Raw genomic sequence first — 23,036 nt, 5'->3', positions numbered from 1 at the left:
TGGCCCCGACCGCGGAGGCGGCGGAAGGCCACCCGGTCACGAAGTCCGCCGGCGGCGGGTGGCGGTGAGCCGCTCCACGCGCAGGCGGTCCACCTCGGGCAGCTCCAGTGGCGGCAACGGGTGGCCGGCCGCCCAGGCCAGCAGCAGGTCCGCCAGCGCGGGGTTGCGGGCGAGCGCCGGGCCGTGCAGGTACGTGCCGGCGACGTGGCCGGTCACCGCGCCTTCGGTGCCGTCGCCGTTGCCGGTGCCGCGCACGACGTGCCCGAGCGGCTCGCTGTCGGCGCCGAGCTTGCTGATGCCGAGGTGGTTCTCGAAGCCGGTGAGCGGCCCCAAGGGTTCCGGCGACGTCGCGACCAGCTCCGCGACGGCCCGCCGCTCGCCGGGCTCGGTGGTGACGTCGAGCAGGCCGAGGCCGTCGTGGTCGACGCCGTCGAGGCCGCGGAAGCGGGTGCCGAGCACCTGCAGGCCCGCGCAGACGCCGAAGACCACCGCGTCGGGGGTCAGGGCCCGCCGGTGCTTGCGCAGGTGGGCCGCGGCGAGCGCCTGCGCGCCGTCCTCGCCGCCGCCGAGCAGGTACATGTCCAAAGTGGACGGTACCGGTTCGCCCAGCCCGACCGGCACGACCTCGGCGTCGAACCCGCGCCAGCGCAGCCGCCGGCAGAGGACCTGCGCGTTGCCGCTGTCGCCGTAGGTGCCGAGCACCTCGGGCAGCAGAAGTCCGATGTGGACGGTCGACTCAGGCACCGGGCAGCCTGCCGACGAGGTCGCGGAAGGCGGTGTAGTTGGCGACGAGCTCGACACCACCGGGCGGCAGCGCGTCGATCGCGGCGACCGGATCGGGTTCGGCCCAGTGCGCGACCTCGGCGTAGCAGAGCCGGACGGCGAGGTCGGCGCAGCGCTCGCCGGTGACGACGACCTGGCGGCCGCGGAGCCGTTCGAAGTGGACGTCCCAGAGCCAGGACAGGTCGCGGCCGTCGGCTTCCTGGGCGTTGACGGCGACGACGACGGGCGTGTCCTCGTCGAGCACGCGCAGCGTTTCCACCCAGCCGGCGGGGTTCTTGGCGAGCATCAGCCGCACGGAGTGCCGCGACCGCCGGATGGTCCGGTAGCGGCCGCCGATGTCGGTGATGGTCCGCAGCCGCGCGGCGGCGGTGTGCGGCGGCACCCCGAGCCGGTGCGCGGCGGCGAGCGCGAAGGCGGCGTTCGCGCGGTTGGCGTCGCCGGGGAGCCGGAGGTCCAGGTCGACGTGGCGGCCGCCGGGGGTGCGGACGAGGTCGCCGTCGAGGGTCCAGGCGGGTTCTGGGCGGGCGAGGCCGCAGGCACAGCTCCAGTGGTCTTTGACGTGGTCGATCAGGCCGTCGCAGCGGGGGCAGGCGGTGGAGTCGCCGGTCCAGCGGCGGCCGGTGCCGACCCAGATCCGCTTGCCGGCTTCGGTCGCCGCGGAGGCGACGAGGATGTCGTCGGAATTGGCGACGATCGTGGTTTCGGGATGGTTTCCGATCGCTTTGCGGAGTTCCCTTTCGGTGGAGCGGACTTCGCCGACGCGGTCGAGCTGGTCACGGCTGAGGTTGAGCAGGACGAGGACGGCGGGGTTCAGCTGGTCGGCGACCCAGGGGACGTAGGTTTCGTCGACTTCGAGAACGGCGTAGGGCGCTTCGGGGCGCGCGGCCAGGGCAGCGAGGACGCCGTCGGGCATGTTGGCGCCGTCGCTGTTGGCGGCGACCTCGGCGAGGGCTTCGAGGGCCTTGGTGATCATGAGCGCGGTGGTCGTCTTGCCGTTGGTGCCGGTGACGAGCACGACGGTCCGGTCCCGCCCGACCCGCCGCAGGGCCTTCGGATCGAGGGCGAGGGTGATGCGGCCCCCGATGACGGCACCTTTGCCGAGGCCGGCGCTGCGCGAGAGCCAGGCGGTGAGGCGCCCGGCGGACACGGACGCGCGGGTACGGAAGGGGGTCACCGGCTGGATGGTGCTCGGTGGGCGCTGTGAGTTCGCTGAGTCCGTGACCCGGGCCACCGGGCGGCGCCGGGTCTCGGCGAAACGTCTTGAATGAGTCATTCAGGTCTCCTGAGGTCCTGAATGAGTCATTCAAGACGGTCTCTACTTCCTTCACAGCCCATTCACGAATCTGAACCAGCACCTGTCGAACTCGTCGAACGAGCCCGTCAACCCCTCCGCAACCGCCATAGGTAGGAAACTTAACCATCGGAGGTTGTACCAATTAGCACCCGCAAGTAACCGCATTCTTCCTGAAGCGTTTCAAGATCTTCCGCCCATACATCGGAGGTGTTACCGTCCAACCCCACCCAGCGGAAATGCGTACCGCTGAGCGGAAACCGGGAACGTCCAACGGAGGGCAGCGTGGGACCGGAGCGCGGGCTGGAGAACAGCGGAACTCTCGAACGCGGACTCGCGGTGCTCGAGCACGTGGGTCGGCACCAGGAGATTTCCACCAATGCGATCGCGCGGCAACTGGGGCTTTCCCGCAGTGCCGCCTACCGCATCGTCGGCACCCTGAAGAGCCTCGAATACCTCGAGGCCGACCAGGTCACCGGGCGGGTGCGGCTCGGCACGAGACTGGTCGAGCTCGGCGCGCGGGCCATGGCCGCCACCGATCTGCACCGCTGTGCGCCGCGGTACCTCGCCTCGCTCGCCGAACGGTCCGGCGAGACCACCTACCTCGCCGTTCCCGACAACGACACCATGGTCTACGTCGCCACCGAACGCAGCGCCAGCGCCGTCACCCTCGCCTGCCGGCTGGGCACGCGACGCCCGCAGCACGCCACCTCGCTCGGGAAAGCCTGGCTCGCCGCGCTGCCCGAAGCCGATCGGGCCGAGCGCGTGCGGCGCATGAAACTGGACTCCCTCACGCTCAAGACGATCAACGATCCCCTGCGCCTGCTCGACGACCTGGCCCGGACCAGCCGCCGCGGGTGGGCGATCGACGAGGTCGAGAACGAGCCGGACGTCGGGTGCGTCGCCGCCGCCGTGCGGGACCACTCGGGGCGTCCGATCGCCGCCATCAGCATCGCCGGGCCCGCGCCGCGCGTGCTGCGCCGGCTCGACGAGCTCGGCGCCTCCGTCGCCGGGACCGCCGCCGCCCTTTCGCTGCGGCTCGGGTACGTCCGGGGGCAACGCGCATGACCTGGCTCCAGGACTACCAGCCGGCGGGCGGCCTGTGGATCTCCGCGCTGCTCGCCGCGCTCCCGATCGTCGTGCTGCTCGTCGCGCTCGGCGTCGTCCGGCTCTCCGCGCACCTTTCGGCCGCGCTCGCGCTCGTCACCGCGCTCGGCGTCGCCCTGCTGCTCTACCGGATGCCGGCCGCGCTCGCGTTCGACTCCGCGGCCATGGGCGTGCTCTTCGGCGTGTGGTCGGTCGCGTGGATCGCCTTCCACGCCGTCTACTTCCACAACGTCACCGTCGCCACCGGCCGGTTCGACGCCATCAAGCGCGTCCTCGCCGGCTTCAGCGAGGACCGGCGGCTGCAGGCGCTGCTCATCGCGTTCGGCTTCGGCGCGCTGCTCGAAGGCGTCGCGGGCGGCGGGTCGCCGATCGCGATCACCGCCGCGATGATGGCCGCGCTCGGGTTCCCGCCGGTGAAGGCCGTCGTGCTGGCGCTGCTGGCGAACACCGCGCCGGTCGCGTTCGGCGGGCTCGGCAACCCGCTGATCGTGCTCGGCCGGCTGACCGCGCCGATCATGCACCTCAAGCAGGACCAGGCCACCGAGCTGTTCTCGGCGGCCGTCGGCCGGCAGGTTCCGGTGCTGGCGCTGATCATCCCCGCGTTCCTGGTCGTCGTCCTGGCCGGCTGGAAGCGCATGCTCGAGGTGTGGCCCGCGGTGCTGACCGCCGGGCTCGCGTTCGCGGCCATGCAGTTCGTCGCGTCCAACTACATCAGCGCGAGCCTCGTCGACGTCCTCGCCGCGCTCACCGCGATGGCCGCGCTGTGGGTCCTGACGCGGTTCTGGCAGCCGGCGTCGGTCTGGCGTTTCGAGGGTGAAGAAAGCGCTGTCAAGAACCTCGGTGCGGCGCGGTCCGAGCGTGGCGCGCTCTACGCGTGGATGCCCTACATCATCCTGATCCTGGCGATCTTCCTGTCCCGGATCGGCACGATCTTCAAGAACCTCCCGACCTGGCTCGACCTGACGAAGCTGCTGCACAGGGCCGACTGGATCTTCGCCTGGCCGGGGCTGCACAACCACGTCGTCCAGCACCCGCCGATCACCGCGAAGAACGCGCCTTACGCGGCGACGTTCACCGTGGACTTCCTGTTCTCGCCGGGCACGGTCGCGCTGATCGCGGCGGTCATCGCCGGGTTCGCGATGGGCGGCCGGGCGAAGCTGCTGCTCAAGACGTACCGCGAGACGCTGTTCCAGATGCGCTGGGCGCTCGCGACGATCTTCATGATCCTCGCGATCGCGTTCGTGATGAACTACTCGGGCGCGACGCAGACGCTGGGCCTGGCCCTGGCGACGACGGGCGCGGTCTTCCCGCTGTTCTCGGCCTACATCGGCTGGCTGGGCGTGTTCCTGACCGGCTCGGACGCGTCGACGAACAGCCTGTTCGGCCCGATGCAGGTGATTTCGGCCCAGCAGCTGAACCTGAACCCGATCCTGGCCGGCGCGACGAACACGTCCGGCGGTGTGATGGGCAAGATGATCTCGCCGCAGAACCTTTCGATCGGCGCGACGGCGATCGGGCAGAGCGGCAAGGAGGGATCGCTGCTGCGGCAGACCTTCCTGTGGTCGCTGCTGCTGACCGCGGTCGTCGGCGTCATTTCGCTGCTGCAGGCGACGATCCTGACGGCGATGATCCCGGCGCCCTAGGCTGGGCGGCATGAGTGTCGAGGGGCTGGCCGCGTTCGGCTACGAGCTGGGCCTGCTGAAGCGCGTCCGGCGGTCGGGCTGGTGGCACGCGGGGGTCCGCGACCCGGAGTCGGTCGGCGAGCACAGCCTGCGGGCGGCCCAGCTGGCGGCGCTGCTCGCGGCGGAGGAGGGAGCGTCCCCGGAGCGGGCGGCGTTCCTGGCCCTGTGGCACGACACGCAGGAGACCCGGACGGGTGACTTGCCGCTGACGGCGGTCGAGTACTTGCGGAAGCCGGAACCGCGGGCGATCACGGCCGACCAGACGGCCGGGCTGCCTTCGCGGTCCCGCTCGCTCGTGCGCGAGGCGGTGGACGAGTACGAGACCCGCGAGTCGGCGGAAGCGTTGTGCGCCAAGGACGCCGACAAGCTGGAGATGCTGCTGCAGGCGCTGGAGTACCGGGACGTCGGGGTGCAGCGGGTCGACGAGTGGATCGAGTCCGCGCGGAAGGGGTTGACGACGGAGACCGCGAAGCGGCTCGCGGAGGCTGCGTTGACGCTGTCGCCGATGGCTTGGCGGGACCGCTAGTCGCTCATCGCCGCGGAGCTGATCGTCCCGTCCGCGAGGCTGTGCGCGATCATGCTGTGGGCCTCGCGAAACAGTCTGCGTGCTTCGAAAAAGAGGTAGAGGTCGGCGACGCAAATCGCCACCACTATGGCCGCTTCGAGCCACGTCGGGGCGGCCAGATTTGCGCAGACCGCCACCGTGAGTATCGGCAAGGGCAGCAGGATCGCGTCCCGGAACTCACTTTCGGCCTTGATCCGCCCGAATTCGGCATGCAACTCGGGTTTCGCGACGATCAGTCTCGGGGACATGTGCAGCACCTCGCCCAGCGCTTCGATGGCACGCCGGTCGACCTCCAGGCGGTCCTCGCCCCGAGGCGACGCATCGGACACCGTGGCTTCCTGCTGCTTCCGGTACTCCTTCCTTGCCCGGCTACGAACCCGGGCGACCGCACGGCCGCTGACCGGCCGGAACACCGACAGTAACCCTCGGGGTCGGTGGTCGAGATCATCAGCGGTCAGGCGGCGGAGGTATCCGAGGCACACCCGGTAGAAGAATGCCTGGACAAGCCTGCTCGTCACCTCGCCGATCAGCAGACACAGCACGCTGATCGCCGCGAGCCGACCACCCGTTCCGAACAGTTCCAGCAGCTCCAGCGCCGGCTGGGCCAGCAGCCCGGCCGGCGGCGGGTGGTAGTGGCCGATCAGCAGCCAGCCGGCGCAGAACCACATGTAGCCCGCCACCAGCGCACTGCGGACGTCCCGGAAGCCCGGCAGCAGCGAGGCCAGCACGGCGTCAGCCGCCCACCGCCGTCGCGCGGTCCAGCAGCAACGCCCGCTCTCGCGCGTTCTCCGTCATCTCCGCCGCGCGTCTGAACTCCTGCTCCGCCTCCGCCAGCCGGCCCAGTTTCTGCAGCAGATCCCCCCGGACGCTCGGGAGCAGGTGGTAGTCCTTCAACGCCGGGTCCGCGGCCACCGCGTCAACTACCGCCAAGCCCGCCTCGGGCCCGTCCGCCATCGCCACCGCGACCCCGCGGTTCAGCTCGATCACCGGCGACGGCTGGAGCTTCCCCAGCCCCTCGTACAACGCGGCGATGCGCGCCCAGTCCGTTTCCGAAGCCGTGCGGGCGCGCGCGTGGCACGCCGCGATCGCCGCCTGGGCCGAATACGGGCCGTACGCGCCGTCGGCTATCTGCTCCGACAGCGTCAGCGCCGCCAGGCCGTGCTGGATCAGGAACCGGTCCCAGCGGCCGCGGTCCTGGTCGAGCAGGAGCACCGGCTCGCCGTTCGGGCCGGTGCGGGCCTTCGACCGGGACGACTGCAGCTCCATCAGCGCGACCAGGCCGTGCACCTCGGACTCGCCCGGCATCAGCCCGGCGAGGACGCGGCCGAGGCGCATCGCCTCCTCGCACAGCGCCGGGCGCATCCAGTCGTCGCCGCGGGTGGCCGAATAGCCCTCGTTGAACACCAGGTAGATGACCTCGAGGACGGACGACAGCCGGGCGACGCGCTCGTCGCCCTCCGGTACCTCGAACGGCACCTTCGCCGCGGCCAGGGCCTTCTTCGCGCGCACGATCCGCTGCGCGATCGTCGACTCGCGGACCAGGAACGCGCGCGCGATCTCGTCGGTGGTCAAGCCGCCGAGCATCCGCAGCGTCAGCGCGACGCGGGCCTGCGTGTTCAGCACCGGGTGGCACGCGACGAACAGCAGGCGCAGCAGGTCGTCCTCGATGTGGTCGTCCAGGCCCGCGTCGAAGTCGGGCAGGACGCCGTCGCCGACCCGCTCGCCGCGGCCGACCTCCTCGAGCTTCTCCGCGTACCGCTCGTTGCGGCGGAACTGGTCGATCGCCCGGCGCTTGGCGATCGTCATCAGCCACGCGCCGGGGTTGCGCGGCACGCCGGACCCGGGCCACTGCTCCAGCGCGGCGACGAGCGCGTCCTGCGCCAGCTCTTCGGCGAGCCCGACATCGCCACGCGCCATGCGGGCGAGGCCCGCGATGAGCCGCGGCGATTCGATGCGCCAGACCGTCTCGACCGTGCTCCGGGTGTCCGCAACCGTCACCCGGCCATTCGACAGGGTGATCGGTCGCGGTGCAACCCGCTACTCGCTGATCGCGCGGATCTCGATGACACCGCCCTTCGCCTCGGGGTTCGGCGCGCGCCGCATCAGCGCGACGACGTCCTCGAGCGACTCCCCGTTGAGCACCCAGATCCCGGCGACGAGCTCCTTCGTCTCGGCGAAGGGGCCGTCGATGACCTTCGGTTCGGCGTCGCCCTCGAAGAGGACGCGCACGCCTTCGGAACTCGGGGTGAGGCCTTCGGCCAAGACGATCCGGCCGTCGTTCAGCAGCTCTTCGTTGAACTTCGACATCGTCTCCAGCTCTTCACGGCTGGGTCCGGCGCCGGCTTCGGACTCCGGACTGGCCTTGACCATCACCAGGAACCGCATCACGCCTCCCCGGCGCTCTGCGCGCGAAGCCGTCCTTCCAGCTCCTCGACCTCGGGCGTCATGTTCTCGAAGTCGGACGCCTCGGCGACGCGCCGGATCTCGACGACACCGGCCTGGCCGTCCGGGTTCGGCATCCGCTTGATCCACTCGACGCACTCGTCGCGGTCGCGGCACTGGAGGATCCAGAAGCCGCCGACGAGCTCCTTGGTCTCGGCGAACGGGCCGTCGACGACCTTCGGGTCCTCGCTGCCGGAGAACACGACGCGCGCGCCCTGCGAGCTCGGTGTGAGGCCCTCGCCGGCGAGCAGGACGCCGGCCTTGACCAGCTCTTCGTTGAACTTCCCCATCTCGGCCAGCAGCTCGGCGCTCGGGCCGTGCCCGGCCTCGGACTCCTCGTTCGCCTTGACGATCACCATGAACCGCACCGCGGTCTCCCTTCGCTCGTTTGCTGCCTACGCGTCGAACGGCCACGCCCCGGATCGACAGCGTCCGCCCAAAAACTTTCTCGGCGGAAAACTAGCAGCTCAGGGCCGGTCCGGGCGGGCAATTCGGACAGGGGAGAATCGTCAGCCGTGGCGGTACTCCCCGACGACCTCTCCTCCGCGCTCGACGACGAGCTGGCCCGGCACCCGCTGCCGCGGCTGACGCAGTCCGTCGACCGCCTGAGCACGCGCTACCGCCAAGGTGACGCGGCGACCTCACCGATCCTCACCTCCGACGTCGACGTCGCCGCGTACGCCGGTTACCGAATGCCGGCCACCTACGCGGCCGTACACGCTGTGCTCGCCGAAGCCGCTTCGCGCGCGCCCGGGTTCGAGCCGCGGACGCAGATCGACGTCGGCGGCGGTACCGGCGCCGCGGTCTGGGCGGCCGCCGCCGTCTGGCCTTCGCTGGCGAAGTGCACGGTCCTGGAGCAGGTCGCCGGGGCCATCGGGCTGGGCAAGCGGCTCGCGGCGGGCGCGTCGCTGCCGGCGGTGCGGGACGCGCAGTGGCGGCGCGGGCTCGTCGACCCGGCCGCGCCGGCGCCGGACGCCGACCTCGTGACGCTGTCCTACGTGCTCGGCGAACTGCCGGACGCCACCCGCGCGGACGTCGTGCGCTGGCTGGCCGGCTCGGCGGGGACGGTCGCCCTGATCGAGCCGGGGACGCCGGCGGGCTACGAACGGATCCGCGCCGCCCGCGCGCAGCTGATCGAGCTGGGCCGGCACGTCGTCGCGCCGTGCCCGCACGACGCGGCATGCCCGATCGTGCCGGGCGAAGACTGGTGCCACTTCGCCGCGCGGCTCCCGCGGTCGGGCCTGCACCGGCGGCTCAAGGCGGCCACGCTGGGCTTCGAGGACGAGAAGTTCGCGTACGTCGTCGCGTCGCGGTCGGAGCCGGAGCGGCCGGCCGCGCGGATCATCCGGCACCCCAAGAAGCACAAGGGCTGGGTCGCGCTCGACTTGTGCACTTCCTCGGACGGGCTCACCCCCGGCGTGGCAGTCTCGAAGAAGCAGGGCGCCCAGTACCGCGCCGCCCGCGACGCGGAGTGGGGGGACGGCTGGTGACGGCCGGCTGAACTAGGGCATCCGGACGGTCCGCAGGAACGCCGGCAGCAACCACGGCCGCGGCCCGCCGATCCGCACCCCGCCACCCAACACCGCGCGCACGCGGGAAATCCGGCCGAACATCATCGGCACCAGCACGGCCGGGTCGAACGTCAGCCGGACATCAGCGGTCCCGTCCGGTTCCTCGTACCGCAACCGCCCGTGCTGCAACGCCAGTACCGACGGCGGTGTCAGCGCGGACCGGAACTCGACCGCGATCCGGCGCGGGGACGGGGTCGCGTCGTCGAGCAGGTGGCCCATGTCGTTGCGCACCATGCCGAACAGGAACAGCTCCAGGAACAGCGCCTCGTGCGCCGCCGGGATCGGCCACGGGCGGCGGACCGCGCGGGCGATGTCCAGGCCGTGGATCAGCATCTCGTTGACCAGGTGCGCGAGCACCCCGGCCACCGGCACGCGCGAACCACCCAGCCACCACACCGGCTTCTCCGGGTCCAGGTCCGCGCTGACCAGCAGCACCTCCGCGATGTCCGCGCGCAGCCGCTCGGTCAGCCGGACGGGGTCGCGTTCCGGGTAGAGCTCCAGCGCCAGCGCGTTCATCCGCGAGATCGTGTCGACGCTCGCCGCGTCGATCGGCTCCGCCAGGCCCGGCAGCGGCAGCGGACCGCCGTCGCCGCGGATCATCGCCGTGTACATCAGCGCGATCATCCCGACGTGCGACGCCGTTTCGGCGATCGTCCACTCGCCGAGCGCGGTCACGTGCCCGTGGCGCACGCCGGCCACCAGGTCCGCGAACCGGGCGCCGGTCTCCGGCAGTGCCGCGCGCACCGCCTGCCACTTCTCGAACGTCACGGCTTCGACGGTAGGAGCCCGGACACCGATCCTGGATCTCCGAAGGTGCGGTTATCTTCGGGGCCATGATCCGGCTCCTGCCCCGGTCGACCCGGTGGCGGGTCGCCCTCTTCGCCGCGCTCGCGTCGGCGCTCGTCCTCGGCCTCGGGTCGTACTGGTTCGTGCAGGCGCTGCGCGGCGGGCTGGACAGCTCGGCCGGCCAGCTCGCCAGCGAGAAGGCCGAAGCGATCGCCTCCCTGCTCGACGCCGGGCTCAAGCCCGCCGACGTCGCCCGGCAGGTCGACTACACCGGCTACTGGATCAGCCCCGACAAGACCGACGACTGCCCGCGCGAGTCGCCCGCCACCGTCGGGCACGCCATCGTCTACGGCCCGGACTGCGTGCTGGGCTGGCCGTTCGGCGGGGAGAACACCGTCCTTTCGCAGTCCGGCACGCGCGACCAGCGGCACTTCGTCCGTGCGACGGTGCCGATCGACCCGCTCGGCCTCGAAACCGTCGCCACCGCCCAGCGGATCCTCTGGGGTGGGGTGCCCGCGGCCGCGCTGCTCGTCGGCGGCGTCGCCTGGTTCGCCGTCCGGCGGTCGCTGCGCGCGGTCGGCGCCATCCGCGCGGAGGTCGACGGCGTGCGCGCGGGCGACCTCGGCCGGCGCGTCCCCGTGCCGGACTCCGGCGACGAGATCACCGAACTGGCCGTGACGATGAACGAGATGCTCGGCCGGCTCGACCGGTCGGTCCGGCGGCAGAGCCAGTTCACCGCGGACGCGTCGCACGAACTGCGCACGCCGCTGGCGTCCCTGCGCACCCAGCTGGAGGTGCAGCTCGCCCACCCCGACCGGCTCGACTGGCGGCGCAGCTGCGAAAACGCCGTGCTCGACGTGACGCGGATGGAGACCCTCGCCGCGGACCTGCTGCTGCTCAGCAAGCTGGACGCCGACCAGCCGGCCGGCGCCGAACCGGTGGCACTGGCCGACCTGGTGACCGCGCTCGGCGAAGCACGGGACGCCGTCGAGGTGAACATCGAGGCACTGCCGGTGGTGCGCGGCCACGCGGGACGGCTGGAGCGCGTCTTGCGCAACCTCGTCGACAACGCCGAGCGTCACGCGAAGAGCCGCGTCACGATCACGCTCACCGCGAACGACGGCCAAGCCGTGCTGGCGGTCCAGGACGACGGACCCGGTATCCCGGCCGATGAACGCGAGCGCGTCTTCGACCGGTTCGTGCGCCTCGACGCCGACCGCGCCCGCGAGGACGACGGCGGGGCCGGGCTGGGCCTGGCGATCGCCACGGAGATCGCCCGCTCGCACGGCGGCTCGCTGCGCGTCGCCGACAGCACGTCAGGCGCGCTCTTGGAGCTGCGCCTCCCGCTTGCCTGAAGACGTCTTCAGCTCGCTTAAGCTCCGGTTCAGCGTGGCCCCAACAGCATCCCGCCATGCTGATCGACTTCGCACCGGTCCAGGTGCGTACGCGCGCGGTCCCCCACGTCGTTGCCGCGGTCGCCTTCGCCGGTTACTCGCTCTGGTCGCTGCAGCGGCTGCGGACGTTCGACGCGAGCGGGTTCGACCTGGGGATCTTCGAACAGGTCGTCCGGTCGTACGCGCACGGGCACTGGCCGGTGGCGGACCTGCTCGGCCCCGGCGTGCCGGCGCTCGGCGACCACTTCCACCCGATTTTGGCGCTGCTGGCGCCGTTCTACCTGCTCTGGCCGTCGCCGGCGTGCCTGCTGGTCGCCCAGGCGTTCCTGTTCGCGTTGTCGGCAGTGCCCGTGACGCGGTGCGCGATGCGGGTGCTGGACAGTCGCCGGGGCGCGGTCGTCGGCGTCGGGTACGTCCTGTCGTGGGGGCTGCTGTCCGCGGTGAACTTCGATTTCCACGAAGTCTGCTTCGCCGTCCCGATGATGGCGTTCGCCGCGGAGCACCTGCTGCGCGAACGGTGGCGGGCCGCGGTCTGGTGCGCGTTGCCGCTGGTGCTGGTCAAGGAGGACCTGCCGCTGACGCTCGCCGCGGTCGGGGTCGTGCTGGTGCTCAACCGGCAACGCCGGCTCGGCTGGGCGGTGATCGTCTTCGGGGTGGCCAGTTCGGCGCTGTTGTTCCTGGTCGTCCTGCCCGCGTTGAACCCGGCCGCGGTGTACGCGCACGGCGGCGGCGTCAACCCGTTCGGTGGCGCGATCGTCAAGGTCTCGCTGCTGCTGGCGCTGCTGGTACCGACGGCGTTCGCGGCGCTGCGGTCGCCGTTGCTGCTGCTGGCGGTGCCGACGTTGCTGTGGCGCCTGGTCTCGGCGAACGACCGCTACTGGGGCATGGGCTACCACTACAGCGCGGTCCTGATGCCGATCGTGTTCCTCGCGGGCCTGCACGGCGCCCGCCGAGCGGCCCGGCTGCTGCCCGCGTGCGCGTTGGTCACCGGGCTGGTTTCGCTGGGGTTGCAGGCCGCGCACCTGACCGACGGAGTCTGGACGCCGTCGCAGCGGGCCGGTATCGACGCGGTCCTGGCCCGCATCCCGTCCGGGTCCACGGTGCTGGCGTCGAACCGGCTGGCCCCGCGGCTGACGTCCCGCTGCACGGTGCTGTTCTTCGACGGCGTGACGCGGGAGCGGCCGGAGTGGGTGGTGGTGGCCCGCCCGGAGCAGTCGTGGCCGACGACGCTCGCGACGAAGGCACTCGCCTTGAACGAACTGGAGGACACGGGGTACCTGCGCGTCGAGGAGACGGACTCCGTCGTACTGCTGCACCGTGAGTAGAGAGGCCGCAGCGGTAACCGGCCAGTCGGGGGGCGTGCCGGCCGGTTACCGCCGCACGAAGAAAGAGGGGGCCACACGCCAAGAATGACGCGCGGCCCCCCGCTTCACCCGATCGAGTGACGAAAGACGGATCAGGCCGGGTCGGCCAGGATGCCGTTCACGTACGAACCCGGGTGCGTGGCCGCGTCCTGGCGCAGCACCGGGAGGTCCGCCGGCCACTGCGCGGTGAGCGCGGAAGTCGAACCCGGCGGGATCGTGTTCAGCTTCGCCGGCGTCCACGTCGGCTCGCCCGCCGCCGGCTTGAGCACCGTGATCGTCGCCGAAGCCGTCGTTCCCGCCGTCACCTCGTTGTACTTCACGCCGTTGTCGATGCGCGGCAAGTGGTACACCGGGCCGAACGTGGCGTCGTCCGGGCCGACCAGGTCGACGCCCGGCACGCCGTACAGGCCGCACGTGTGGTCCGTCGTGTTGCGGTAGGTCAGCGGGATGTCGTACTGGCCCGGCGCGTCGTTCTTCTCGGCCGGCTTGCCCAGCAGGACCTCCAGGTCGGCCGTGGTGCAGCGCGGTGTCGCGGTCGACGCCGCGGCGACCCCACCCCCGGCCCCGCCCGCCGCCGGTGCCTGAACAGCGGCCGGAGCGACCGGTGTCTGGGCCGCCGTCGACGTCCCGCACGCCGTCAGCGCGAACGCGCCCGCCGCCGTGCCGATCCCCATCAGAACGCGCTTCATGTGGATTCCCCTCCCCGGATTCAGTTGCTGACCGGCGTGACCTGGACGGAGTCGCCCTTGACGGCCGCTCCCGCGGGCCACGCGACGCTCACCGGCTGGCCGAACGGCCCGGTCGGCAGGTCGAACGTCACGAACTCCGGCGCCCCCGACGGCGTCGCCGCCGAACGCTGGATGATCCGCGACTCGGCCGGGTGGCCGGCCCGCAGGTTCACCGGCACGGACTCACTGCCGTCCGGCGTCGCGGAGACCGACAGCGGCTGCCCGCCGGCCAGGAACGACACCGCCGTCGGCGCGCCTTCCAGCTTGCAGTTCGTCGTCGGCGACGCCGCGGTGTAGGTCAGCACGTAGGCCTCGTGCCCGGCGGCGTTCGACGGGTCCGGCGCCACCGACACGCGGACGTCCGAAGCCCCGCACGGGTGGTCGCTCGGCATGGCGTTCGCGGCCCCGGCCGCCAGCACCAGCCCGCCGGCCACCAGACCCCCGGTGAGCACCGTGATCGCAGTGCGCTTCATGGTCATCCTCCCTCGTTCCGTGATCAACTGGACTCACTGGAGGAGATGCCCAGAGGCCGCCCGGGGATGCGCCGGAATGGGGTCGATCACCGGAAAGCAACCTCGGCGAACCCCGTACGTCAAAAGGAATGTCAGCTGCGGCCGAAGCAGACGAACGGCATCAGCGGCTCGGCCTGGGCCGCGTCGGCCAGGGCACGCGCAGGGGGCGTGCCCGCCGACAGCGCGCGGTGGTAGGCCAGCATGACCCCGCCCGCCGTCCGGTCGTCGACCCGCGCCACGCTCGAGACGACCGTCCGGCTGCCGCCGTAGAGCAGCGCCGCCGTGAACCCGAGAACCTCGTCGCCGGCGCGGACCACCGTCTGGCCGACGTCGCACGACGACAGCACCACCTGCTCCGGTGCCGTCGAAAGCTGCTGGACGTCGTAGGCCATCAGCGGCCCGTCGGCCAGGTTGAGCCGGGAGAACAGCACGTTCTCCTGTTCGTGGTGGCCGTGCGCGGCGAAGTGCGCGAGCCGGCAGCCGTCGAACGCCTTGAGCGTCGCCGAAACCGTCGCGTCCGCGCCCGTCAGCACCTCGGCCTCCGGGTAGAGCGGCGCCAGCGACGAAACCTCGGTCTCCGCGTGGGTCAGGTCCGAGCCCGCGACCAGCAGCGGCGCCCCGGCGGCCCGGCGCGGCCGGCGGCCCGCGTCGAGCCAGGCCGACGACGACGGCGTGACCGTCACCGGCCGGCCGTGCAACGTCGGCAGCAGGCCCCACGGAATGGCCGAAAGCGCGCCGGTCGGCACGACGACGACGTCGAGGTCGCCCAGCCGGGAAGCCAGCGGCGCCAGCAGGATCGAGTCCAGCGCCGTGACCTGCGTCCGCACCGAGCGACGGATGACCTGGTCGAGCTTCGACGGCAGCTGGCGCCCGCACAACGCGTCGAGGTCGCTGTGCAGCCGCGCGACCGGCTCGGCGACGGCCGACGCCGGGCCCAGCTCGATCAGCGCGACCCGGTGGTTCGCGATCACCTGCGCGCACAGCGCGCCGTGGTCGGCGAGGAAGCAGACCATCGCGCTGCCGGCTTCGGCGAGCTCGTCGCCGACCTCGCGCAGCTTCGCCTCGGGGTGGTCGACGTCGGTGCCCTCGGCCTGCCAGCCCTTGGCGCGGATCTCGCGTTCCAATGCGGCGCAGCGCTTCACGGCCTGGGCGTCCGGCTTGCCGGACAGCTCGCCCGCGCGGATCTGCATCGAGAGGTACCGCAGCTCGGCGACGGCGTCGACGGTCTCGGGGTGCGCGGGCGGGCGCACCGGCCGGAACCGGAACGCCTGCGCGCGCGAGCGGTCGAGCCACCGGAACACGACGCCGGGCGACCGCTGGGCGAGCGCGGCGGCGAGGCCGGCGTCGGCGAGTTCCTTGCCCAGCGACGTCGTGCCGGTCTGCAGGTCGATGCTGCCGAACCGGCCGCGGTGACGCTCCAGCTGCGTCAGCCCGGCGCGCGCGTTCGCGAAGGTGACGCGCCGGTCGCCGCTCGCCGCGCCGAGTTCGGCGAGCGCGAGCCGCCGCACCAGGCGGTTTTCCAGCGGCGCGGCCCGGCGGTCGCGCGGAGCGATGCCGGCGCGGGCGCCGTCGAGGTCACCGAGGGCGATGCGGGCGCGGGCGGCCAGGAGGGCGGCGATTTCGGCGTCGTTGCGCAGGCCCAGCCCGGTGAGCCGGTCGGCCAGCGCGGTCGCTTCGGCGGCGACGCGGGCGATCCGCCGGCCGGCCGCGAAGTCCGCGCGCAGCACGGTCAGCTGGGCGACCGCGGCCCAGGTTTCGTTGCCACGACGGCGGAATCGCCGTTCGGCGCGCCCGGCCCAGCTGCGCGCGGTCGACGGCTCGCCGCTCGCCAGCGCGGCCAGCGCGCGGGTCAGCTCGGCTTCGGCGTGCTCCTGGTTCATCCGCGACCGCGGGAACTGTTCGAGGGCCGCGTCCAGTTCGGCGGCGGCTTCCTGGGGCAGCCCGGCGGCGAGCAGCGCGCGGGCCTTGTCGACGGCCAGCACCGGCAGCATCCCGACGCTCTGTTCGGCGTAGAACCCGCTGGCCGCGTCGAAGTCCCGCAGCGCGCCCGGGATGTCTCCGGTGAGGACCCGCGCTTGGCCGCGGCCGTGCGCGGCTTTGGCGAAGATCCGGGCCAGGCCCTCTTCTTCGGGTTGCCCGGCGCCGATCTGCTCGCACTGGTCGAGGTCGGCGAGCGCGAGCCGGACGCGGCCGGCGTACTGGTGCAGCATGGCGCGGTTGAGCAGCGTCCGCGCGAGCACGACGAACTCGCCGGCCTGGCGCAGCAGCGGGATCGCTTCGTCGAAGCAGACCAGCGCTTCGTCCATCCGGCCGATCAGGATGAAGACGAGACCCCGTTGCTGGCGCAGGATCCCGCGCCCGGCGTCGGAGACCAGGACGTCGGCTTCGTCGAGCAGGGCCAGGCCGCGGGTGCTGTTGCCGAGCGCGGTTTCGACGGCGGCGTACGTGCCGAGGACGCGCGTGGCGAGGTCGGGCCAAGCGGGCCATTCCGGCGGCGGCTGCGTCGCGGGCAGGCCGAGAAGCCGTGCGGCGGAACGGATGAGGCGCCCACCGACGACCGGCTGGCCGTTGTTGGTCGCCGCGACCGCACGCCGATGCAGGTCGCGCACCCGGTCTTCCGCCCTCGGCGACGCGACCACAGGCTGCCCTTCCGGCCGGGGCCGTCCCCCTCGGCCGAGAAGGACGTCCCGGATCGTACCTCCGGGTCGCGGCCGTGCGGGAGTTCTCGCCGGGTGGGCAGATTTTCACTTCAGGGCGCGGCATCCGGGCAGCCGCGACCCCGTCACAGTTCGACCGCCGGGGTGCTCACCGTCCTCGACCGGCCCAGGGTCCGCACCAGCACCTGCACCATCCCGTGCGGCACGCCGCTCACCGCGAACCGCCCCTCGGCGTCCGAAGTGGTCGTCAGCGGTCCGGTCGCCGTCCGTACCTCGATCGGGTGTTCCGCCGGGGGCGTCAGCCACCCGTCGAGCCGGATCGTCCCCCCGGGCTCGGGACTCACGTTCACCATGATCGTCAGGCTTTCGCTGTCGAACGTGATCAGCCGGCCCTGCTCCGCGGCGCTGCGCGCGCCCGCCAGTCCCTCCTGTTCCCGGATCCGCATCACTTCGAGGTCGACGTCCTCCAGCTGGATCGCGAAGCGGATCTGCTCCACGAGCGTGGCGGGCATCGGGTCGGCGTCTTCCCACAGCTCGCGCAATCCGGTCAGCAGCCGGAAGTCGAGCTCGTCCAAGGGCTCGTTCGCGCCGGGTGGTTCGACGGTGGTCACAGCCAATCTCCTTCGCCGTTGGCGAGTAGCTGCTCGCGCAGGCGCGCGAGGCAACGTCCCCTGGTCGGGCCGATACTCCCCCTCGGCATTCCCAGCCGGGCGCCCACTTCGGCGTAGTCCGGCCGGTGCACGAACGCCACGATCCGCAGCAGGCTGCGGCAGCGTTCGGGCAACGTGTCGACCGCGCGCCAAAGTCGCGCGCGCTGGTCGTCGCGCAGCACCCCCTCCTCGGGTGCCGGTGACGCTTCGGTCAGCCGCTCCGGAAGCTCCGGCAGCGGCCTTTCGACCTGGCGTTTTTCCCCAGCCCGCCAGGCCTCCCGTTTGGTCACGGTGATCAGCCAGCCGGTCAGCGCGACCGGCGAGCGGATCTCCGCGAACGAGCCGAGCAGGCGCAGCCACGTCGTCTGCACGACGTCGGCCGCCTGGTCGGCGTCCAGCCCCTGATCGCGCGCGACCTGCCAGAGCAGCGGCGTGAGCAGGGAAACCAGTTCGTCCAGCGCCGCGCGGTCACCCGACCGCGCGGCGTCGAACAGGGCCGCTACCCGGCTGTGGTCGGTCTTGGCCACGTTCACAGCGAGCCCAGCGCGGCCCAGGCGCGCTTGACGACGGTGTCGCGGTCGACCGTCGCCAGGTCGCCCGAGTGCTGGACCAGGGCCTTGGCGATCTCGGCGGCGGCGAGCGGCGCCGCGAACGACGTCCCGTCCCAGACCGCGAACCCGGCGCTGTAGTCGTCCGGGTCGAACGAACCGCGCCCGGGCAGCTCGTGGTCGGCGGCCGCGCTGCCGCGGACGTCGTCCGGGTACGTGCTGACGATGCCGGCGCCGGTCGCCCAGCACTTCACCCACGGGCCTTCGTTCGAGAACAGCGCCCGGCTCGCGCCGACGTCGGGGTTGAGCGCGCCGACGCTGATCACCTGCGGGCCGCAGCCGCTGCCGAGCGGCTGGTCGGCGAAGGCCGCCGGGTAGAACCGGCGGGTGGTGGCGTCGTTGCCCGCGGCCGCGACGACCAGCACGCCGAGGGAGAGCAGGTCCGCGATCGCCGCGCCGAAGAGGCCGGTGAACGCGACGTCCGCCGGGTCTTCGACGTAGTAGCCCATCGAGAGCGACACGATGTCGACCATGTCCTCGGGCCGCTGGTTCGCCTGCGCGTCCCGGACGCGGTCGGCCAGCAGGTGCAGCGCCAGCAGCACGTCGGCCTCGTACGCGACGCCGTCGCTGTGCACGACGCGGATGGCGAGCGTGTCGGCCTCGGGGCAGGCCTGCCGGATGATGCCGGCGATGAACAGGCCGTGCCCGGTGTCGGTGTCGATGTCGCCGATCAGCGGCTGGCCGGTCGTCGGCGCGTCCCAGTAGTCGTCGAGCAGCTGGGTCGGCAGGGTGCTCGACGCGAGTTCGGCCTGCAGGATCGCCGTCTGGATGCCGGGGGCGACGCGGAGGCCGGAGCCGGCGGGCGGCGGGCCGCTGCGGTCGGGCACCCCGAACCAGCGGTGCGGGCCGATGCCGGTGTCGAGCACGGCGATGACCGGCCGCCGGTGGGCGGGCTTCTTGCTGCGGTAGGGCGGGTCCGCGGCCAGCGTCACCGGGATCCGGTTGGCGCCGTGCGTGCGCCCGTACGAGCTGCCCGCGCCGAACCCGCTGGTCTCCCAGGGCGTGCCGCCGAGGCCGCTGGTCTCCCACGGGACCCCGCCGAACACGGGCGAGGTGAAGAGCAGGTGCTCGACGGAGACGTTCCGGACGATCTCCGGGTCGATCTCGGGCTTCTCCCCGGACGCGGCCGAGCGCAGCAGCTGCAGCGCCTTCCAGCAGTCGACGACGACGGGGTCGGAGTCCTCGCGGACGTTCAGCAGCGCGCGGGCGGGCAGGTCGTCGAGCTGCCGGGCGCGGGCGTACTCCTTCGAGTCGCCGCCCCGGTCGGCCGGTTCGGCGTAGATGCCGAGGCGGGCGAGCACCCGGTTGATCGCGGCCAGGGTCTCCTGGTCGCGCAGGTACCGGTTGGGGAGCAGGAAGGTGCCCGGCCGGTACACGGTCGTGCGCGGGACCGGCTGACCGGCGGCGACGACCGCCGTGGCCGGGTCGAGCACCCGCGCGCCGTGGCGGTCGAGCAACTGTCTGGGCGGGGTCGGGAGCTCGTTGAGCGTGCTCGCGTCCTCCGCCGCTTCCGCGGTCTCGTCCCGCACGAACTTGACGACCATCGGGTCCACCCTCCGCCATTGATCACTGATGGCACCCGGGAAAGACCCGTGGGCCGCCACCGGGATACGACACCAACATCACGAATGGGTAACGACGACGGCAAACGGGTGAAGACGTATCTGACGGGTCCGGCTCACCCACTTGGCCCCCGGAAGTCACGGATGCATTCGGGGAGATCAGCATGGTTGTGCTCCGGTCGAGCGCTCAGGAGGCGGAGCGGCCCGCGCCGGTCCGGGGGCTGGGCGGCGCGTTCGCGCCGGACCCGGCGACCGGGGGCGGCAGCTTCGCCGTGCCGCTCGACCTGCCCCCGGGTCCCGGCGGCGTCGCGCCCGCGCTGGCGCTGCGCTACACGACCGGCGCGCCGAACGGCGTCTTCGGCGGCGGGTTCGCGCTGCCGCTGCCGCACGTCCGGCTGGCCGACGGCCGCGCGCACTCCGGCGACGGCGGCAAGCTCGTCCGCCGCGGCGGCGGGTTCGTGCTCACCACCCGGTCGGGGGTCCGGCACCTGCTCGGCACGACCGACGGCGGCCGGTCCGCCGGCACGGCCTGGTACCTCGAACGGACCGAGGACCCGTTCGGGAACGCCGTGGACTTCGGCTGGGCGCACCACAGCGGGCAGGCGTACCTCGCGCGCGTGTCCTACGGCCCGTACGAAGTGGACTTCACCTACGAGGAGCGTCCGGACGTGCTGCGCTGGGGCCGCAACGGCACGCTCGTCACGACGGCGCTGCGGTGCACCCGCGTCGACCTGCGGGTGCCGGCGGACGCGCGGCCGCTCGTCCGCCGGTGGCACCTCGGCTACGACGAGGACGAGGTCACCGGCGCTTCGCTGCTGACGTCGGTCGCGCTCACCGGGTTCGACGCGCACGGCGCCGAGGCGGCCGCGCCGGTGCTGCGGCTGGCCTACGCCCGCGCCGAACCGCCGGTCGCGCACCGGGTCCACGTCGCCGCTCCAGCCCGGGCCGGTGGTGGGGGTGGCGGGGTGCTGCTTCTCGACGACTCCGTGCCCTGCTACCCGCTCGATCCTCCCGACCTCCCGCGCACCGGGCGGCTGAGCGAGATCGACAACGGGCTCGGGCTGCTCACCTCGGTCGAGTACGCGACCGTCGAGACGGTCCCGGTGGTCCGGCGCGTCACGCGGCACGAGGCGGTCACGGGACAGACCGGCGTGACGGAGTTCTCCTACCACGACGGCCGGTTCCCCGGCTTCGGCCGCGTCGTCCAGGACGAGCTCGGCGACGAGTACGCGCCGACGCTGCGAACCGTGCGCTGGTTCGGCGACGGCGGTTTCGTCGACAAGGAAGAGGTCTACGGCCTCGACGGGTCCACCCAGGAGGATCGGCCGTACATCCGGGTGGAGCACGCCCGCCGTCCGAAGTGGACTCGTTCGGTGGCGACCGACTTCGAGCGCCGCGAGCGTCCGGTCTCGGTCACCACGACGGAGACGGACTTCGACCCCGCCGGCAACCCGGTCCGGGAGGTGGAGACGGTCAAGCGGCCCGGCCGCGAGCCGGTCGTCCGCGACACCCGCACGACGTACGCGACCTCGCCCGAGCGCCGGTTCACCTCGCTGCCCGCCCGCGTCCGCGCGGTGGACGGCGACGGGAAAGTCATGTCGGACACGGTGTTCCGGTACGACGAGCGGCCCGACGGCACCGCCGGCACCCACGGCCTGCTCACCGCGCGGGAGGAGCTGGCACTGACCGACGCGCTCGTCGCCGGCGTGTACGGCCCGGTCGTGCCCGACTTCCGGCACCACGGCTACCACCGCCGCCCCGGCGAGGACGGCTGGTGGGTGACGACGTTCCACGGACGGCTCGACACCGTCGCCGGGCTGCGCACCACGACGACCGGGCCGCACGGCCACACCCACGAGGTGCGGTACTCGGCCGACCGGTGCTTCCCGGAGGTGTTCTCGGACCCGCTCGGGAACGTGACGGCGACGCGGTACGACGTCCGCACGGCCCGCGTGTGCGAGGTGACCGATCCGGCGGGCGCGGTGACCACGATGACCCTGGATCCGCTGGGGCGTCCGGAAACCGTGGTGCGGCCGGGTGATTCGGCGGAGCTGCCGACCGTCCGGTACCGCTACGAAGGGGCCCGGGTGACGACCGAGCGGCGGGCGGTGTCCGGCGAGGCCGAGGTGCTCGTGACGGCGGAGCTGCGCGATGGCGCCGGCCGGCTGCTGCAGCGCCGGCACGCGGAGCTGCTCGGCGACGTCGTCGACGAGCACCACGAGTACTGCGCGCGCGGGCTGCTGAGCCGGACGAGCCGGGCGTTTCCCGCTTCCCAGCCCCCGGTGGCCTTCGAGTCGTTCCACTACGACGCCCTCGGCCGTCCACTTGGTACGTCCACATCGGACTCTCCGGCTGGGATCGTCCGGGACCTGCTGGGCCGTGAACTGCGTGACGCGGACGGCGTCGTGCACGCGCGGGACGCCGCCGGCAACGCGGTCGAGACTCGGACCGCGAGCGGGCACACGGTGTACCGCGTGCACGACGCGGCCGACCGGGTGGTCGCGGTGCTGGTCGACGACCCGGGCGGCACGCCGGTCACGACGTACACCTACCACGACGGCGGGCTCCCGGTCCCGCTCGAAGCGGGCCCGCACAGCTGCGGGCGGCTGGTGCGCGTCGCCGACGAATCCGGCGTGACGCTGTTCGGCTACGACCCGCTCGGCCACCCGGCGGAGCGGCGCTGGCGGCCGGCGCACATCGCCGTCGAGTACCGGCTGAACGTCACGCGCCGGGCGGACGGCCGACTGTCCGAAGTGGTCTACCCCGACGCGGGCGACGGGCGGTTGACCGTCCGCCACCAGTACGACGAGGTCGGCCGGCTGGTGAGCGTGCCGGGGTTCGTCGACGCGGTCCAGTACGACCTGCGCGGCCGACGGACGGCGGTGCACTACGCGAACGGGGTGAGCGAGCACTTCACCCCGGAGCACGTCGTCCGGGGCCCGGGCTGGTTGCGCCCGATCACGCCCGGGACACCGGCGGAGCCACGGCCGGGCAGCGAGATCCACGACGCGTTCGGCCGGCTGCGCGGGGTGCACGGCGACGACGGCGTCAACGCGCTGTACGGCTACGACCACACGGGCCGCCGCGTCCGCACGCTGACGACGAACGGCACGCACATCCACGAGGTCCTGACCCCGGACGACCTGTACGCGATCGAGGACGGCGAACTGGTGGTCGTGGTGGCGGGAACGGTCCGCCAGCACGCGGACGGCCACCGCGAGTACGTGCACTTCGACGAGCGCGACGAGATAGCCCTGATCACCGACGACTCCGGCACGGTGGTCGCCGAAACGCCATGAACGACTCTTTCATGACGTCGGACGCGCTGAAAGAG

General features: G+C 72.5%; 20 protein-coding genes. 7 read left to right on the top strand and 13 right to left on the bottom strand.

What is annotated here, in order from left to right; translation table 11 throughout:
* Positions 1 to 36 precede the first annotated feature (36 nt).
* Complete coding sequence (locus tag BLV96_RS21300) at positions 37 to 744, bottom strand: type 1 glutamine amidotransferase (RefSeq protein WP_086674551.1); 708 nt, start codon at positions 742 to 744, stop codon at positions 37 to 39.
* Positions 737 to 1,930, bottom strand: a complete 1,194-nt coding sequence (locus BLV96_RS21295) for a Mur ligase family protein (RefSeq protein ID WP_086674588.1) — start codon at positions 1,928 to 1,930, stop codon at positions 737 to 739. The genes BLV96_RS21300 and BLV96_RS21295 overlap by 8 nt, the downstream gene beginning before the upstream one ends.
* Positions 1,931 to 2,359: 429 nt before the next feature.
* Between BLV96_RS21295 and BLV96_RS21290 the strand changes: the two genes are divergently transcribed.
* From BLV96_RS21290 to BLV96_RS21280, 3 genes are read left to right on the top strand one after another with little or no spacing between them, the layout of a single operon-like run.
* On the top strand, positions 2,360 to 3,142 hold the full coding sequence (locus tag BLV96_RS21290; protein WP_086674550.1) for an IclR family transcriptional regulator: 783 nt from the start codon (positions 2,360 to 2,362) through the stop codon (positions 3,140 to 3,142).
* Positions 3,139 to 4,824, top strand: coding sequence for an L-lactate permease (locus BLV96_RS21285; RefSeq protein WP_086674549.1), 1,686 nt, complete (start codon positions 3,139 to 3,141; stop codon positions 4,822 to 4,824). Before BLV96_RS21290 ends, BLV96_RS21285 begins: the two co-directional genes overlap by 4 nt.
* Positions 4,825 to 4,834: 10 nt before the next feature.
* Entirely contained in the window at positions 4,835 to 5,389 is a 555-nt protein-coding gene (locus BLV96_RS21280; protein WP_086674548.1) for an HD domain-containing protein, read from the top strand.
* On the opposite strand, the gene BLV96_RS21275 is transcribed toward BLV96_RS21280, so the two are convergent.
* Genes BLV96_RS21275 through BLV96_RS21260 form a run of 4 tightly spaced genes read right to left on the bottom strand, consistent with a single transcriptional unit; the run spans position 5,386 to position 8,238 of the window.
* Entirely contained in the window at positions 5,386 to 6,156 is a 771-nt protein-coding gene (locus BLV96_RS21275; protein ID WP_086674547.1) for a hypothetical protein, read from the bottom strand. The genes BLV96_RS21280 and BLV96_RS21275 overlap by 4 nt on opposite strands.
* A 4-nt stretch (positions 6,157 to 6,160) precedes the next feature.
* Positions 6,161 to 7,426, bottom strand: a complete 1,266-nt coding sequence (locus tag BLV96_RS21270) for an RNA polymerase sigma factor (protein WP_086674546.1) — start codon at positions 7,424 to 7,426, stop codon at positions 6,161 to 6,163.
* A 39-nt stretch (positions 7,427 to 7,465) separates the two neighbouring features.
* On the bottom strand, positions 7,466 to 7,813 hold the full coding sequence (locus BLV96_RS21265; RefSeq protein WP_086674545.1) for a YciI family protein: 348 nt from the start codon (positions 7,811 to 7,813) through the stop codon (positions 7,466 to 7,468).
* Entirely contained in the window at positions 7,813 to 8,238 is a 426-nt protein-coding gene (locus BLV96_RS21260; protein ID WP_086674544.1) for a YciI family protein, read from the bottom strand. The genes BLV96_RS21265 and BLV96_RS21260 overlap by 1 nt, the downstream gene beginning before the upstream one ends.
* Before the next feature lie 147 nt (positions 8,239 to 8,385).
* On the opposite strand from BLV96_RS21260, the gene BLV96_RS21255 reads away from it, so the two are divergent.
* A complete protein-coding gene (locus tag BLV96_RS21255; protein WP_086674543.1) occupies positions 8,386 to 9,360 on the top strand; it encodes a small ribosomal subunit Rsm22 family protein in 975 nt (324 codons plus the stop codon).
* 12 nt (positions 9,361 to 9,372) lie between these two features.
* Here BLV96_RS21255 and BLV96_RS21250 read toward each other — a convergent pair whose 3' ends face one another.
* A complete protein-coding gene (locus tag BLV96_RS21250) occupies positions 9,373 to 10,209 on the bottom strand; it encodes a maleylpyruvate isomerase family mycothiol-dependent enzyme (RefSeq protein WP_086674542.1) in 837 nt (278 codons plus the stop codon).
* A 65-nt stretch (positions 10,210 to 10,274) separates the two neighbouring features.
* Here BLV96_RS21250 and BLV96_RS21245 point away from each other — a divergent pair, with 65 nt between their 5' ends.
* On the top strand, positions 10,275 to 11,582 hold the full coding sequence (locus BLV96_RS21245) for a sensor histidine kinase (protein ID WP_086674541.1): 1,308 nt from the start codon (positions 10,275 to 10,277) through the stop codon (positions 11,580 to 11,582).
* A 56-nt stretch (positions 11,583 to 11,638) separates the two neighbouring features.
* Positions 11,639 to 12,946, top strand: a complete 1,308-nt coding sequence (locus BLV96_RS21240; RefSeq protein ID WP_086674540.1) for a DUF2079 domain-containing protein — start codon at positions 11,639 to 11,641, stop codon at positions 12,944 to 12,946.
* A gap of 131 nt (positions 12,947 to 13,077) precedes the next feature.
* On the opposite strand, the gene BLV96_RS21235 is transcribed toward BLV96_RS21240, so the two are convergent.
* From BLV96_RS21235 to BLV96_RS21210, 6 genes are all read right to left on the bottom strand, one after another.
* Positions 13,078 to 13,674 (bottom strand): DUF4232 domain-containing protein, encoded by a 597-nt coding sequence (locus tag BLV96_RS21235; RefSeq protein ID WP_208608285.1) that lies wholly within the window; start codon positions 13,672 to 13,674, stop codon positions 13,078 to 13,080.
* A gap of 20 nt (positions 13,675 to 13,694) precedes the next feature.
* On the bottom strand, positions 13,695 to 14,186 hold the full coding sequence (locus tag BLV96_RS21230; protein WP_086674585.1) for a DUF4232 domain-containing protein: 492 nt from the start codon (positions 14,184 to 14,186) through the stop codon (positions 13,695 to 13,697).
* 131 nt (positions 14,187 to 14,317) lie between these two features.
* Entirely contained in the window at positions 14,318 to 16,834 is a 2,517-nt protein-coding gene (locus BLV96_RS21225) for a CHAT domain-containing protein (RefSeq protein ID WP_244180365.1), read from the bottom strand.
* 173 nt (positions 16,835 to 17,007) lie between these two features.
* Positions 17,008 to 17,493 (bottom strand): hypothetical protein, encoded by a 486-nt coding sequence (locus tag BLV96_RS21220; RefSeq protein ID WP_086674538.1) that lies wholly within the window; start codon positions 17,491 to 17,493, stop codon positions 17,008 to 17,010.
* On the bottom strand, positions 17,490 to 18,065 hold the full coding sequence (locus tag BLV96_RS21215; protein WP_086674537.1) for an RNA polymerase sigma factor: 576 nt from the start codon (positions 18,063 to 18,065) through the stop codon (positions 17,490 to 17,492). The genes BLV96_RS21220 and BLV96_RS21215 overlap by 4 nt, the downstream gene beginning before the upstream one ends.
* Positions 18,062 to 19,684 (bottom strand): S8 family serine peptidase, encoded by a 1,623-nt coding sequence (locus tag BLV96_RS21210; RefSeq protein WP_086674536.1) that lies wholly within the window; start codon positions 19,682 to 19,684, stop codon positions 18,062 to 18,064. Before BLV96_RS21210 ends, BLV96_RS21215 begins: the two co-directional genes overlap by 4 nt.
* 182 nt (positions 19,685 to 19,866) lie before the next feature.
* On the opposite strand from BLV96_RS21210, the gene BLV96_RS21205 reads away from it, so the two are divergent.
* Positions 19,867 to 23,001, top strand: a complete 3,135-nt coding sequence (locus tag BLV96_RS21205) for a SpvB/TcaC N-terminal domain-containing protein (RefSeq protein WP_143051005.1) — start codon at positions 19,867 to 19,869, stop codon at positions 22,999 to 23,001.
* Positions 23,002 to 23,036: the final 35 nt, after the last annotated feature.

The organism is Amycolatopsis pretoriensis, assembly GCF_900107925.1.
GTDB classification, from domain to species: domain Bacteria; phylum Actinomycetota; class Actinomycetes; order Mycobacteriales; family Pseudonocardiaceae; genus Amycolatopsis; species Amycolatopsis pretoriensis.
The sequence above is the reverse complement of the archived record's forward strand: the minus strand, read 5'-3'. Positions and strand labels throughout refer to the sequence as shown.

Coding starts and splice junctions, on each gene's coding strand:
- BLV96_RS21210 (WP_086674536.1), bottom strand. CDS start 19,684: ATGGTCGTCAAGTTCGTGCGGGACGAGACCGCGGAAGCGGCGGAGGAC.
- BLV96_RS21285 (WP_086674549.1), top strand. CDS start 3,139: ATGACCTGGCTCCAGGACTACCAGCCGGCGGGCGGCCTGTGGATCTCC.
- BLV96_RS21235 (WP_208608285.1), bottom strand. CDS start 13,674: ATGAAGCGCGTTCTGATGGGGATCGGCACGGCGGCGGGCGCGTTCGCG.
- BLV96_RS21245 (WP_086674541.1), top strand. CDS start 10,275: ATGATCCGGCTCCTGCCCCGGTCGACCCGGTGGCGGGTCGCCCTCTTC.
- BLV96_RS21280 (WP_086674548.1), top strand. CDS start 4,835: ATGAGTGTCGAGGGGCTGGCCGCGTTCGGCTACGAGCTGGGCCTGCTG.
- BLV96_RS21240 (WP_086674540.1), top strand. CDS start 11,639: ATGCTGATCGACTTCGCACCGGTCCAGGTGCGTACGCGCGCGGTCCCC.
- BLV96_RS21205 (WP_143051005.1), top strand. CDS start 19,867: ATGGTTGTGCTCCGGTCGAGCGCTCAGGAGGCGGAGCGGCCCGCGCCG.
- BLV96_RS21230 (WP_086674585.1), bottom strand. CDS start 14,186: ATGAAGCGCACTGCGATCACGGTGCTCACCGGGGGTCTGGTGGCCGGC.
- BLV96_RS21265 (WP_086674545.1), bottom strand. CDS start 7,813: ATGCGGTTCCTGGTGATGGTCAAGGCCAGTCCGGAGTCCGAAGCCGGC.